Raw genomic sequence first — 12,674 nt, forward strand, 5'->3', positions numbered from 1 at the left:
GATCTCTCCGTTCGTCGTGTCGTCGGCGGTGCCCGCCGACGGAGAAGGGGATGTACCGGCCGGACGACCGGGGTCGCCGGTGACGACCGGTCAGCTCCGGTCGGCGCGCAGCCGGCTGTGGTCGGTGGCCCGCAGGAGCACCACCGCGCTCAGCGCGACGGTGGCCAGCGCCCAGCCGGGCCAGCTACGGGTCTGGAGGACGACCGGCAGTTCCTGGCCGACCAGGCTCGGCGTGATCACGCCGACGGACCAGGCGATCGCCAACCCGAGCGCCGCCCGGTCCACCCCGACCAGCCCGCCCAGCGCCAGGGCGCCGGCGGTGAAGGCCAGGCACGGCAGTAGCCACAGCGCCGGCGAGTGCCCGGTCCACCAGCCCGCCACGGCCAGCACCGGGACGACCGCCGTCAGGATCGCCAGGGTCCGGCGCAGCAGCAGCGGCAGCCCCGCGCGGGGCACGGTGGCGATCAGTTCCCAGGCCGGATCGGTGCGTCGGCTCCACGCGGCGGCCACCAGCAGCAGCGGCACCAACGGCGCGACCAGCAGCACCGGCGACGGCATCCGGCCCGACACCATCTCCAGCAGGACCGCGACGACCACCAGCGCGGTGGTCGTGGCCAGCCAGGGCAGGAGCCGCGCGGCGACACCGGTGCGCCGTAGCCGGCGGCGACGCACCGGCCCGGGCCCGGCGTCGAGGCCGGCGGCGATCCCGACGGCCACCCGGTCCAGCAGTTGCCGGGCGGCCGGGTCGGCCGCGTCGGCCAGCAGCGCCCGGCACCCGGCGCAGGACTCCAGGTGCGCCTCGACGGCCCAGACGGTGACGTCGTCGACGCCGTCGTCGCCGGTGGCGTACCGGGAGATGAGGGTGGGGGTGGGGTGGTCGGTCATGACAGCGCCTCCCGTAGCGCGATGCGGGCCCGCCGCGCGTACGTCTTCACGGTTCCCTCCGGCATGCCGAGCAGCACCGAGGTCTCCCGCGTGGTCAGCCCGTCGAGCACCATCGCGCGCAGGACCCGGCGCAGGTTGGGCGGCAGCGCCAGCAGCGCCTGCTCCAGGTCGGCGTCCATCCCGCCGGCCAGCGCCTCCTCCTCGGCGGCGGGGGCGACGGTGGCGAAGGTCCGCACCGCCGGGACCCGCTCGGCGCGGGCGCGGGCGCGGAACGCGTCGACCAGCCGGTGGGCGGCGATCGTCCACAGCCAGCCGACGGCGCTGCCGCCGCCCGCGTGCTGGGCCTGGCTGCCGGCCGACCGCCACACCGCCAGGTAGGTGTCCTGGAGCACCTCGGCGACCACGTCGTCGTCGGCGCAGCGCCGCCGCAGCCGGGCGGTCAACCAGGGCGACGTACGGCGGTACAGCTCGTCGAAGGCCCGCCGGTCGCCCCGGGCGACGCGGCGCAGCAGCGCACCCTCGTCGAGGGTCTCCAGGCTCTGTCTCACAACAGGCAAGACGATCCCCGGGCCCACCCCGGTTTCCCATCGGTGGTGATCCACGTCACACCTGGCGGGGGCGTTGTCGGGGTGGTCTCGGTCGACGAGGCCGCGGTGGCCGTTGTTACCGATAACATTGACGATTATAGTTTCCTGGCGGGAATTGCCCCGGCCCAGCGTCCGCAGCGGTCGGCTCCGCCGCCGAAGAGGAGACAACGATGAGACGTACCGCTTCCCGCCGCCGGTGGGTGACCGCCCTGGCGGCCGGGTTCCTGCTGGTCGGCGCCGCCGTGGGTCTGCACGCGCCGGCTGGCCAGGCGCTGGAGAACGGGGTCGCCCGCACCCCGCCGATGGGTTGGAACAGCTGGAACACGTTCGGCTGCAACATCAACGAGACGTTGATCCGGCAGATGGCGGACGCGATCGTCAGCAGCGGGATGCGCGACGTGGGCTACGAGTACGTGGTGGTGGACGACTGCTGGTTCAACCCCAACCGGGACTCCGCCGGCAACCTCCAGGGCGATCCGACCCGGTTCCCCAGCGGGATGAAGGCCCTGGGCGACTACATCCACGGCAAGGGTCTCAAGTTCGGCATCTACCAGGTGCCGGTGGACAAGACCTGCGCGCAGTACTTCGGCGGGTATCCGGGGGCGACCGGCAGCCGCGGGCACGAGGTCCAGGACGCGCGGCAGTTCGCCGCGTGGGGGGTCGACTTCCTCAAGTACGACTGGTGCTCCCCGCAGGGCACGATCAACGACCAGGTGGCGACGTTCGCCAAGATGCGCGACGCGCTGGCGGCGACGGGCCGGCCGATCGTGTTCAGCATCAACCCGAACAGCATCCACGAGAAGACGGGCCCCCAGCGCAACTGGGGCGACGTGGCCAACATGTGGCGGACCACGGAGGACATCACCAACGCGTGGAACACCGGGCAGACCAACGGCTACCCGATGGGGATCCAGAACATCATCAACGTGACCGTGCCGCTGGCGTCGTACGCCCGGCCGGGGGCGTTCAACGACCCGGACATGATGGAGGTCGGCCGGGGCGGGATGACCGACACGGAGATGCGTAGCCACTTCGCGATGTGGGCGATCATGGCGTCGCCGCTGATCGCGGGCAACGACATCCGGTCGATGAACGCGGCCACGCAGACGATCCTCAAGAACCAGAACCTGATCGCGATCAACCAGGACGCCCTCGGCCTCCAGGGGGTGCAGGTGTCCAACGACGGCACCCGCCGGGTGCTGGCGAAGAAGCTGGCCAACGGTGACGTGGCGGTGGCGCTGTTCAACCAGGGCAGCGCGACCACGACGGTCTCGATCACGGCCCCCGCGATCGGCATGTACCCCGTCACCCTCACCCTGCGCGACGCGTGGACCAACGGCACCAGCACCAGCACCAGCACCGGGACGATCTCGGCCAGCGTCCCGAGCCACGGCACGGTCGTCTACCGGGTCAGCGGCCCGGGCAGCACCCCGCCGCCCCCCACGACCCCGCCGCCCACCCCGCCCTCGCCCTCTCCGTCGCCCACGACGGGCCCGCCGGCGGCCGGGTGCCGGGTCGGCGCGACCGTCAACGCGTGGAGCACGGGCCTGACCGAGGACATCACGATCACCAACACGGGCAGCTCGGCGATCAACGGGTGGTCCCTGGCGTTCACCCTGCCGGCCGGGCAGAGCATCACCGGCGGCTGGAACGCCACCTACGCCCCGACCAGCGGGCAGGTCAGCGCCACCAACGTCAGCTACAACGGGACGATCCCGCCCGGCGGCTCGGTGTCCATCGGCTTCCAGGCCAACCACACCGGCAACTCGGCCGCACCGGCGGCCTTCACGCTCAACGGCAGCCCCTGCTCCCGCGCCTGAGGGAGCGTGACGGCCCGAGCCTGACGCCGGGCCCTGCCCGGTGCGCGCGTGCGGCGCACCGGGCGGGGCCGGTCACCCCCGGCGGCGGGCGACCAGCACGGCGTCGTGGATGGTGACCTCGCGGCCCTCCGGGTCGACCGTGGCCCGGGCCCGGGTCTCGGTGGCCAGCACCTGCCAGGCGGCGGGGTCGAGGGCGGACGCGACCTCCTCGGCGGTGTACATCGCGTCCGGGAAGTGCATCCGGTGGGCGGTGGTGCGCAGGTCGCGCGGGTGGTGCCCGACGATCAGCAGCGTCCCGCCCGGCGCGACCGCCGCGGCGAGCCGCGCGAACAGCTCCCGCCGCGCCGCGCCCGGCAGGTGCATGAACTGCGCCGACACCAGGTCGTACGCGCCCTCGGCCGGCGGCGTGACGCGCAGGTCGGCGTGCAGCCACTCGATGCGGTCGGCGACCTCGGGACCCGCCGCCGCGGCGTGGGCGGCGGCCCGCTCCAGGGCGGTGGCGGAGATGTCGACCGCCGTGACCCGCCAGCCCCGCCCGGCGAGCCAGCCGGCGTCGGCGCCCTCCCCGCAGCCGACGTCGAGCGCCCGGCCCGCCGGCAGCCCGGTCGCCTCCGCGACGAGCTGGGGGTTGGGCCGGCCGCTCCACACCGCCGGCCGGGCGCGGTAGCGCTCCTCCCAGGCGGCCTCCTCGAACATCGTCCGCGTCCGCTCCCGGTACGCGTCCACGGCGGCGCGACCCTCCTCGGCGACGAGGTCGGCGTTGACCGCCGCGCCGGCGGCCAGGCCCGCCGCGGCGGAGGCGACGACCTGGGCGCGTACGTCGGCCACGTTGCCCGCGACCCACACGCCGGGCACGGCGGTGGCCCCGGTCGGGTCGGCGGGCACCTGGCTGCCGATCACCTGCCCGCCGAACTCGACGTCGACCGGCTTGCACCCCAGCGACTCCAGCACCTCGGCGCGGGCGGTGAACCGGGGCGCGACGACCACCGCGTCGAGCGCGACGACCTCGCCGGAGGCCAGGCGTACCCCGGTCAGGGTGTCGTCGGTGACCTCGACGGCCGCGACCCGGTCCGCCACGACGGTGATCTCCCGCGCGGCGAGCCGCTCGGCGTCCTCGGCGGCGAGCGTCGCGTCGTGCAGCAGGAGCAGCACGTCCGGGCTCCACTGCCGCCACAGCTCCGCCTGGTGCACGGCCGTCGGGCCGGTGGCGAGGACGCCGATGCGCCGGTCCCGGACCTCCCACCCGTGGCAGTACGGGCAGTGCAGCACGTCGTGACCCCACCGCTCGGCCAGCCCCGGCAGGTCGGGCAGCTCGTCGACGAGCCCGGTCGCCACCAGCAGCCGCCGCGCCCGCACCTCCCGCCCGCCGTCCAGCGTGACCACGAAGCCGGTGTCCTCCCGGGCTGCCGCCTCGACCCGGCCGGCGACGATCTCGCCGCCGTAGCGGGTCACCTCGTCGCGGCCGGCCGCCACCAGCTCGGCCGGCGGGGTGCCCTCCCGGCCCAGGTAGTTGTGCACGTGCCCGGCCGGGGCGTTGCGCGGCTGCCCGGCGTCCACCACCAGCACCGACCGCCGCGCCCGGGCGAGGGCCAGGGCCCCGCTCAGCCCGGCCGCGCCCCCGCCGACCACCACCACGTCGTACGCCTCGTCCACCGCGCCTCCTTCGCTCGTCGTGCGCCCACCGTGCCGCGCGGCCCGCCGATCCGACAAGAGAAGTTGCCGGAACGGCAAAAGGCCAGCCGGCCGGGTGGCCCCGCCGGAGGGGATTGCGGGGCGCGTTACCTAGAACTACTATGCATTGCAGTTCTAGGGATAGGTGGTCGGATGCACATCACCAAGGACCTCGTCGCCGCCTCGGCGACGCCGCTCGTGCTGGGGATCCTCGCCGAGGGCGAGAGCTACGGCTACGCGATCCTCAAGCAGGTCAACGAGCTCTCGGGCGGGCGGCTGGAGTGGACCGAGGGGCTGCTCTACCCGCTGCTGCACCGCCTGGAGCGGGTCGGGCACGTCGAGTCGTACTGGCAGACCCCGCCCGGGGGACGCCGCCGCAAGTACTACCGCATCACCGACCAGGGCCGGGCCGAGCTGGTCGAGCAGCACCGCCAGTGGGCCGCGGTCGTCGACGCCCTGCGCGGCGTCTGGAACACGGCCCGGGCCATCAACCCGATCGTGGCACCGGCCTGGGAGGCGGGACGATGACCCTCGACAGCGACAGCGACCTGGAAGGGCAGATCGCCCAGTGGCGGACCTACACGCGCCGCCGCCGGGAGCTGCACCACGCCGACACCGAGGAGCTGGAGGACCACCTGCGCAGCCGGATCACCGAGCTGACCGAGGCGGGCCTGCGCACCGACGAGGCGTTCCTCATCGCGGTCAAGCGCATGGGCAGCCTCGACGAGCTGTCGCGGGAGTTCGCCCGCGAGCACTCCGAGCGGCTATGGAAACAGCTCGTGCTGCCGGGGGAGCCGGACGCGCGCGCCGCCGCCCGCACCCGCCGCGAGCTGCCCGTCATGGTACTCTGCGCGGCCCTCGCGGCCCTCGCCATCAAGGTGCCGAGCTGGTTCGGGTTCGACCTGGCCGACGAGGACACCGACTTCTACGCCCGCAACCTGAGCCTGTTCGCGCTGCCGGCGCTGGCCGCGTACTTCGCCTGGCAGCGCCGGGTCGGCGTCCGCGTCGTCGGGGCGCTCGTGGCGCTGTTCGCCCTCGGCGGGGTCGCCGCGAACGCGTACCCGCTCGCCGGGGACTCGCAGTCCTTCGGGCTCACGGCGATCCACCTGCCGCTGGCGTTGTGGCTGGTCGTCGGCGTCGCCTACGTGGGCGGCGACTGGCGCTCCGAGCGGCGCCGGATGGACTTCATCCGGTTCACCGGCGAGTGGGTGATCTACTTCAGCCTCCTCGCCCTGGGCGGCGGCGTGCTCACGGCCTTCACCGCCGGCACCTTCCGGGCCATCGGCATCGACGCCGAACAGTTCATCAGCTCGTGGCTGCTGCCGTGCGGCGCGATGGCGGCCGTCGTCGTGTCGGCGTGGCTGGTCGAGGCGAAGCAGAGCGTCATCGAGAACATGGCCCCGGTGCTGACCCGCGTCTTCACGCCGCTGTTCGCGGCGACCCTGCTGGCGTTCCTGGTCGCCGTCGTCTGGACCAACAGCGGCATCGACGTCAAGCGCGACGTGCTCATCCTGTTCGACCTGCTGCTCGTCGTCGTGCTGGGCCTGCTGCTGTACGCCATCTCCGCCCGCGACCCCGCCGCCCGGCCCGGGCTGTTCGACCGCCTCCAGTTGGCGCTCGTCGTCAGCGCCCTGGTCATCGACGTCCTGGTGCTGGTGGCGATCACCAGCCGGATCGGCGAATGGGGCTTCAGCCCCAACAAGACGGCGGCGCTGGGGGAGAACATCGTCCTGCTGACCAACCTGGCCTGGTCGGCGTGGCTGTTCCTCGGCTTCGTCCGGGGCCGCGCGCCCTTCGCCCGCCTGGAGCGCTGGCAGACCCGCTACCTCGCCGTGTACGCCGGCTGGGCCTGGGTCGTCGTCCTGGCCTTCCCCCTCGTGTTCGACTTCGCCTGAGCCCCTGAGCCCCTGAGCCGGTCCGGTCGCCGTTCGCGCGGTGGCCGGGCCGGCTACGGCGTCCAGCGGATGTTGGGGTTCACCTGGCCGGTCCAGTTGAAGATGGCCATGTTGTCCCACTGGTTGCCGGTGCCGTTGATGTTCGCCGGGTCCCACCCGTTGCCGGGGACGGCGTACCAGGTCGGCTCCCAGTAGAAGACGCCGACGGCACCGGCGTCGCGGGCGGTGTTCTGCACCCAGGCGAACTCGGTGGCCTGCCCGCTCCAGCTCGCGGGGTGGCTGGCGCAGGGCTCGCCACCGTTGATCGAGTTCGGCTCGCCGTCGGCGTTCGCGGCGGTGAACGGGTACGCCGTCTCGGTGAGCACGACGGGCCGGCCGTAGCGGGACCGCACGTCGGTGATGACGTTGTAGAGGTTGGCCAGGCTGCCGTGCCACATGCAGTAGTAGGACAGGGCGGTCAGGTCCCACTGGACGCCCTTGGCCCGGATGCCGTCGTAGAACCAGCGCGCGTTGGCCATGCTGTCCGCGTTGGCGGTGTGGATGATCACCTGCGTGCCGCCGTTGCACTGCTTCGTCGCCTGGTAGCCGGCCTTGAGCAGCAGGCTGAGGTTGGTGAAGTCGTTGTTGACGACCTTGCCGTCGTTCCACAGCATGCCGACGTTGATCTCGTTGCCGATCTGCACGCTGTCCGGCGTGGTGCCCTGCGCCTTCAGGCTGGAGCAGACGTCGTAGGTGTAGTTGTAGACGTCCGTCTGCAACTGGCCGATGCCGTGGCTGGCCCAGGCGGCGGGCTTGTACTGCTTGCCCGGGTCGGCCCAGGTGTCCGAGTAGTGGAAGTCGATCATCAGCTTGAGGCCCTTGGCCTTGACCGTCCGCGCGTACGCCAGCACCCGGGCCTTGTTGTTCCAGCCGCTGGCGGGGTTGTTCCAGACCCGGAGCCGGACGTAGTTGACGCCGAGGCCCTTGAGGATGTCGAGCGGGTCCCGCGCCGTGCCGGCGGCGTCGTAATATCGCGCGCCGAGGTCCAGGCTGCGCTGCACGCTGGAGACGTCCGCGCCCAGCATGGTGAGCGTGTTCGCGGCGGAGGCCGGCGCGGGCGGCACGAGCAGGGCGGCCGGCAGGGCGACCAGCGCGAGGAACGCGGCGATCCAGGCGTGCGGGCGGGAGCGGTGCCGGGTCATCCCGACCTCCTCGGTGGCGGGCGCGGGGCCGGGGCGCGGCACCGCCGGACATCAATCGATGCCCATATATACCACAGGTGGCGGGCCCGTCAGGCGTTCCGCCCCGGGCGGTCGCCCGCCTCCGTCGAGGCGGCAGCCTGGTCGACCGGGCCCACCGCGAACGGGTGCCGCAGCCGCCGCATCGCCTCCTCGCTGCCGTCGAAGGTCACGCCCCGGTCGTCGAGGTCGTCGGCGGTCGGCGTGACGAGGAACAGGGCCGAGCGATCGTCGTCGTGGAAAGTCATGCGGAGATCCCGTTTCTGGAGAGGAAGAACCTGGGCGGCTGCGGATGGTGGTGCCGCATGGCCCCAGTCGGCGCTCACACCGGCGCCCGATCACGATGCCCGACTGCGGAGGAACCTCCTGCCGACACCGTCACCCCGCACCATACCCGGCGACGCCCCCGTCCACGCCGGCCGGACGTCGCCGGCCTCAGTCCGTCGAAGCTCACACCGTGGTCGCGGACGCCCGGCCCTCCTGCCGGGCCCGGTCGAGCAGCAGGTCGAGCCGCCGCTGCCGCCGCCGACGGACGGCCCGCAGCAGCAGGGCGACCGCGACGAGAACGACCAGCAGGCCGAGCTGCGGCCACGGCACCGCCCAGACCGTCACGGTGGCCGTGGCCTGCCGGACGTCGGCGACGGTCCCGTCGCCGAGCGCCGCGGGGGTCACCGTCACGGTCGTCCGCAGCGGGCCCAGCCCCCAGACGCCGCCGACGTTGGCCCGGGCCACGCGGCTGCCGCCGGGCAGCAGCTCCTCCACCTCGACGGTGGTGTCCCGCCTGGCGAGGCCGAACGCCTCCGAGACGGTCACCCGGCCCCGGCCGGAGGCCCAGACGTTGCCGCCGTTGGCCACCGCGTACCGCAGGCGGAGGGTGCCCGGCGCGAACGGGTTCCAGGACCGGGCGTACGTGGCGGTCACGTCGTCGACGGCCAGGGCCGCCGTTGCCGTGCCGCTGGCGCGCAGCATGACCCGGAAGCCGACCCGGCTCTCGACGGCGACCGTGCCGCCGGTGCTGGTGACCGACGCCGCGATGCCCGCCGGATGGTCGCCCGGCGCGGCGTCGGCGGGCACGGTGATCGTGAAGGGCACCACCTTCGTCTCGTTCGCGCCGACGGTGACTGTGTCGCGCACCGAGATCCAGGTGCCGCCGTCCTTCGACGTCTCGGTCGAGGGCAGCATGTTGAAGCGGCCCTTGTCGGTGAGGTAGCCGTCGGCGGCCTGGAGGCGGAACACCGCCCTGGCGGCGCTGAAGTTGCGCACGGCCAGGTGTTCCGTCACCACCTGGCCGGGGTCGAGGGTGCGCTCGATCCACCGCCGGCCGTCCGGGCCGTCCGGGTCGGCCGGCTGCACCGCCCAGGTCAGCTTCGGCGCGGCGGGTTCCGCGCCGGCGCCGATGGGCGCGACCGGCACGGCGACGAGCACCGCCGCCAGCACGGCGAGCAGCCTCGGCAGCGCCTGCGGCACGGAACGGATCATCGGGCGTCCTCCGGCGGGGTGCGGGGGGCGGGACCGCTGCCGGCCCCGCCCCCGCGCGTGATCATTCGAACAGGGACAGGGTCAACGTCGAGGTGTACGCGCCCGCGGCGACGTCCGCCGGGGTGCGCAGGTACAGGTCGGCGTTGACCGAGTACGAGTCACCGGCGACCGCCCCCGAGTCGTACGTCGACATCAGCAGCTCCTGGTCGGCCAGGCCGACATTGTTGCCGGGCTGGGTCGGCTCGTCCAGGACGGTCACGACCTCCTCGCCCTCGGTCACCGAGCCGGTGGTGCCGCCGTCGATGAGCCGCGGCTTCCAGCCGAGGTGACCGGCGCTGATCGGGGCCTGCCCGGAGCTGCCGACGAAGTCGCTCGCGCTGCCGACCACGGCCCAGGCCGCGCCGGCCGGCACCTCGTCGGCGGTGCGGGTGTCGGTGACCGTCACCGTCGGCAGGGTGCCGACGAACTGGCGTACCAGCAGGGTCGAGCCGTCCTCGGACAGCGCGACCGAGTCGCCCGCGACCGACAGGGCGAGCACGCCCGGCTCCCGGATCTCCTCGATGTCGACCGTCACCCGGACGTCGGCGCCGTCCTCGGCCAGGGCCGGTGCCGGCAGCGCCGCCGTCCCGGCCAGGATGGCGGCCGCGGCACCCGCCGCGTACAGCCGCTTACGCTTCCATGTGTTCATGCGATCTCCGTTGACGTCCGTGGTTGATGGGGGTTGGTGGTCATCCGCCGCAGCTGAGGGCGGGGTGGTTGGCGGTGACGACGGTGGTGACGGTGGTGCCGTCGACGGTGCCGGTGGCGCGGATGGTGGCGGTGCCGGCGGGGATGGAGGTGGCGCGGGTGGTGAAGGACTGGTAGGCGTTGGCGCCGGGTGCGACGGCGGTGACGGTGCGGGTGCCGTAGGCGGTTTCGAGGGTGATGTCGACGGGTGCGGTGTGGCCGTTGGTGGCCTGTACGGCGACGTAGGCGCGGCCGCCGACGCACCGGGTCTGCGCGCTCGCCGTCACCGGCAGCTCCGGCTGACCGGTCGCGGCCGCGAACTTCCAGGAGTCGAGCTCGAAGAGGTCCGCCCCGGCGGGGCCCGAGTAGGTGAAGTAGACGTCGTGCACGCCGCTGACGCCCTGGAGCGCGGCGGTCACCTCGGCCCACTCGCCGACGGGCGTGTCGACCTCGACCGTGCCGACCACGGGGCCCGCCACGTCGTCCAGGCGCACCTGCACCCGGCCGCCGGCGGCCAGCGCCCGCACCTTCGCCGTCACGCTCGCCGCGCCGGCCGCGCCGAAGTCGACGGACGACAGCGCCGTCCAGTCGCCGTTGTCGATGTCACGCACCACCAGGTTCGGCGCGGAGGTGCCGAACTGGGCGGAGCCGCCGTCGACCTTCGCGGTCGCGATGCCCTTGCTCCAGCCGAAGGTCTCCGCCTCGAACAACCGGTACGGGTCGAAGTCGCGGACCTGGTCCACGCCCGCGTAGGTGCCCACGACCTGCTGGATCGTGCCGTCCGGGTTGAACGTCAGCTCCTGGATGTGCGGGCTGCGGTAGCCCTGCGTGGTGTTGCCGTTGATGCGCTTGTTGAGCGTCGGGGCGTGGTAGGTGAAGTAGTACCTGCCCCCGAACTCGAACACCGACTGGTGGTTGTTGCCGCCCGTGCCGGCGCCGAAGAACTGCGACTGGTTCGGGAACAGCACGCCCGCGTAGGTCTCCTTCGGCCAGGACATCGGGTCGTCGGAGATCAGGTAGCCGATCTGGCCGCCGCCGGGGTAGCCGGGCAGCGGGGTCTGGTTGCCGCCGAAGTCCGCGCCCCCGAAGTGCGACGAGTACGACAGGTAGTACTTGCCCTGGCGCTTGAAGACCTGGGCCGCCTCGAACGAGACCGGGGTGTCGACCACCACGGCCGAACCCTGGGTGGAGACCATGTCGTCGCCGAGCCTGATCGCCCGGATGTTCTTCGGGTTGTTGAAGCGCTCGGCGGCCGGCATGCTCGTCGACGCGGGGCCGCCACCGAAGTAGAGGTAGCCCTGGCCGTCGTCGTCCACCAGCGGGGCCGGGTCGAACTTCCACGCGACGTCCTCGGCGCCGGGGGTGCTGCCGTTGATCAGCGTGCTCGTCCGCTCGCTGGTCCACGGGCCGAGCGGCGAGTCACCCGTGATCACGTTGCTCGAACCGCCGCCGTTGGCGTAGTAGAGGAAGAACTTCTCCTTCCCGTTCACCGTCTTCTTGGCCATGCCGGGCGCCCACGAGTTGCCGGTGAACGGCGCGACGCCGTTCGGGCCCGCGACCTGGATCTCGCCGTGGTCCGTCCAGTTCACGAGGTCCTCGGACGAGATCAGCGTGATCTGGTTGATGTTGCCGTAGTTGATGCTCGGCGAGATGCCCGTGACCGGGTCGGGCGCGTAGCCCTGGGTGTCGTTGGTCATGTACAGGTAGACCCGGCCGTTGTGCACGAAGCCGAAGCCGTCGGCGCCGAACTTGTGCCCGATCAACGGGTTGTGCTCGCCGGGCAGCTTGCCGACGACCTCGATGGTCCTTGACGGCGGCGGGGGCGGCGGCGCGCCGATCACCGACACGTCGTCGAGCGTGAAGTCCATGAGGTGCAGGGCCGGGTCGGTGGACGGCGTGCTCGTCCACGGCGTCTCGAAGAAGATCCGGGCCGTCGACACGTTCTGGGACGCCGGAATGGTGAACGTCCCGTTGAACTGCGCCCACTGCCCCTTCGTCGCGACCACGCTCACCAGGTTGGTGTAGGTGGACCCGCCGTAGTGCATGGTGGCGAAGAACTGCTTCGTCGCCGGCCCGGCCTCGTTCTCGTACTTGATCCGGGCCGTCAGGGCGTAGGTCTGCCCGGCCTGCACCTTGCCGCTGAGATCCTGCATCGGCCCGGAACCGGTCGTCGCCCGGCCGGTGACGAGCGCCGCGCCCGACCCGGCGTAGGCGTCCGACGTCGCCGACAGCGTCGCGCCGTCGGTCGAGTTGCCGTTGTTCACGAACCAGTTGGCGACGCCGGCCTCGAACCCCCCGTTCACGATGAGGTTCTCCTCGGCGGCCTGGGCCGGCGCCGACGTGGCGACCAGCCCCGCGGCCAGCATGGCGCCGACCGCCGCGATCGCGGTCACC

11 protein-coding genes are annotated in these 12,674 nt (G+C 72.9%); 3 read left to right on the forward strand and 8 right to left on the reverse strand.

The annotated features are described in order from the left end of the window. Positions 1-90: 90 nt before the first annotated feature. Positions 91-885 carry a zf-HC2 domain-containing protein gene (locus GA0070558_RS23120; protein ID WP_091283507.1) on the reverse strand — a complete coding sequence of 265 codons (795 nt, stop codon included), beginning with the start codon at positions 883-885 and terminating at the stop codon, positions 91-93. Then, a complete protein-coding gene (locus tag GA0070558_RS23125) occupies positions 882-1,433 on the reverse strand; it encodes an RNA polymerase sigma factor (RefSeq protein ID WP_077935866.1) in 552 nt (183 codons plus the stop codon). Before GA0070558_RS23125 ends, GA0070558_RS23120 begins: the two co-directional genes overlap by 4 nt. A 209-nt stretch (positions 1,434-1,642) precedes the next feature. On the opposite strand from GA0070558_RS23125, the gene GA0070558_RS23130 reads away from it, so the two are divergent. Then, positions 1,643-3,292: a cellulose binding domain-containing protein gene (locus GA0070558_RS23130; protein WP_091283509.1), complete on the forward strand. Its 1,650-nt coding sequence runs from the start codon at positions 1,643-1,645 to the stop codon at positions 3,290-3,292. A gap of 72 nt (positions 3,293-3,364) precedes the next feature. Here the strand turns inward: GA0070558_RS23130 and GA0070558_RS23135 are convergent, their stop codons facing one another. Further along, entirely contained in the window at positions 3,365-4,945 is a 1,581-nt protein-coding gene (locus tag GA0070558_RS23135) for a bifunctional NAD(P)/FAD-dependent oxidoreductase/class I SAM-dependent methyltransferase (protein WP_091283510.1), read from the reverse strand. 171 nt (positions 4,946-5,116) lie between these two features. On the opposite strand from GA0070558_RS23135, the gene GA0070558_RS23140 reads away from it, so the two are divergent. After that, positions 5,117-5,491, forward strand: a complete 375-nt coding sequence (locus tag GA0070558_RS23140; protein ID WP_091283512.1) for a PadR family transcriptional regulator — start codon at positions 5,117-5,119, stop codon at positions 5,489-5,491. Then, positions 5,488-6,858, forward strand: a complete 1,371-nt coding sequence (locus GA0070558_RS23145; RefSeq protein ID WP_091283514.1) for a permease prefix domain 1-containing protein — start codon at positions 5,488-5,490, stop codon at positions 6,856-6,858. Before GA0070558_RS23140 ends, GA0070558_RS23145 begins: the two co-directional genes overlap by 4 nt. Positions 6,859-6,911: 53 nt before the next feature. Here the strand turns inward: GA0070558_RS23145 and GA0070558_RS23150 are convergent, their stop codons facing one another. The 5 genes from GA0070558_RS23150 to GA0070558_RS23170 all read right to left on the reverse strand — a co-directional run bounded on the left by GA0070558_RS23150 (position 6,912) and on the right by GA0070558_RS23170 (position 12,673). Beyond that, on the reverse strand, positions 6,912-8,039 hold the full coding sequence (locus GA0070558_RS23150; protein ID WP_091283665.1) for a glycoside hydrolase family 53 protein: 1,128 nt from the start codon (positions 8,037-8,039) through the stop codon (positions 6,912-6,914). Positions 8,040-8,128: 89 nt separating this feature from the next. Continuing rightward, a complete protein-coding gene (locus GA0070558_RS23155; protein ID WP_077935877.1) occupies positions 8,129-8,323 on the reverse strand; it encodes a hypothetical protein in 195 nt (64 codons plus the stop codon). Positions 8,324-8,525: 202 nt separating this feature from the next. Then, complete coding sequence (locus GA0070558_RS23160) at positions 8,526-9,554, reverse strand: hypothetical protein (RefSeq protein WP_091283516.1); 1,029 nt, start codon at positions 9,552-9,554, stop codon at positions 8,526-8,528. Between the two features lie 61 nt (positions 9,555-9,615). Then, positions 9,616-10,242: a hypothetical protein gene (locus GA0070558_RS23165; protein ID WP_077935879.1), complete on the reverse strand. Its 627-nt coding sequence runs from the start codon at positions 10,240-10,242 to the stop codon at positions 9,616-9,618. Positions 10,243-10,282: 40 nt separating this feature from the next. Continuing rightward, positions 10,283-12,673 carry a family 43 glycosylhydrolase gene (locus tag GA0070558_RS23170; protein WP_256092078.1) on the reverse strand — a complete coding sequence of 797 codons (2,391 nt, stop codon included), beginning with the start codon at positions 12,671-12,673 and terminating at the stop codon, positions 10,283-10,285. Position 12,674: the final 1 nt, after the last annotated feature.

The sequence above is a fragment of the Micromonospora haikouensis genome (assembly GCF_900091595.1).
Lineage (GTDB): Bacteria > Actinomycetota > Actinomycetes > Mycobacteriales > Micromonosporaceae > Micromonospora > Micromonospora haikouensis.

Excerpts from the sequence above, each read along its gene's own strand:
- GA0070558_RS23160 (WP_091283516.1), bottom strand. The coding sequence starts at position 9,554 with ATGATCCGTTCCGTGCCGCAGGCGCTGCCGAGGCTGCTCGCCGTGCTG.
- GA0070558_RS23145 (WP_091283514.1), top strand. The coding sequence starts at position 5,488 with ATGACCCTCGACAGCGACAGCGACCTGGAAGGGCAGATCGCCCAGTGG.
- GA0070558_RS23150 (WP_091283665.1), bottom strand. The coding sequence starts at position 8,039 with ATGACCCGGCACCGCTCCCGCCCGCACGCCTGGATCGCCGCGTTCCTC.
- GA0070558_RS23130 (WP_091283509.1), top strand. The coding sequence starts at position 1,643 with ATGAGACGTACCGCTTCCCGCCGCCGGTGGGTGACCGCCCTGGCGGCC.
- GA0070558_RS23120 (WP_091283507.1), bottom strand. The coding sequence starts at position 885 with ATGACCGACCACCCCACCCCCACCCTCATCTCCCGGTACGCCACCGGC.
- GA0070558_RS23165 (WP_077935879.1), bottom strand. The coding sequence starts at position 10,242 with ATGAACACATGGAAGCGTAAGCGGCTGTACGCGGCGGGTGCCGCGGCC.
- GA0070558_RS23140 (WP_091283512.1), top strand. The coding sequence starts at position 5,117 with ATGCACATCACCAAGGACCTCGTCGCCGCCTCGGCGACGCCGCTCGTG.
- GA0070558_RS23155 (WP_077935877.1), bottom strand. The coding sequence starts at position 8,323 with ATGACTTTCCACGACGACGATCGCTCGGCCCTGTTCCTCGTCACGCCG.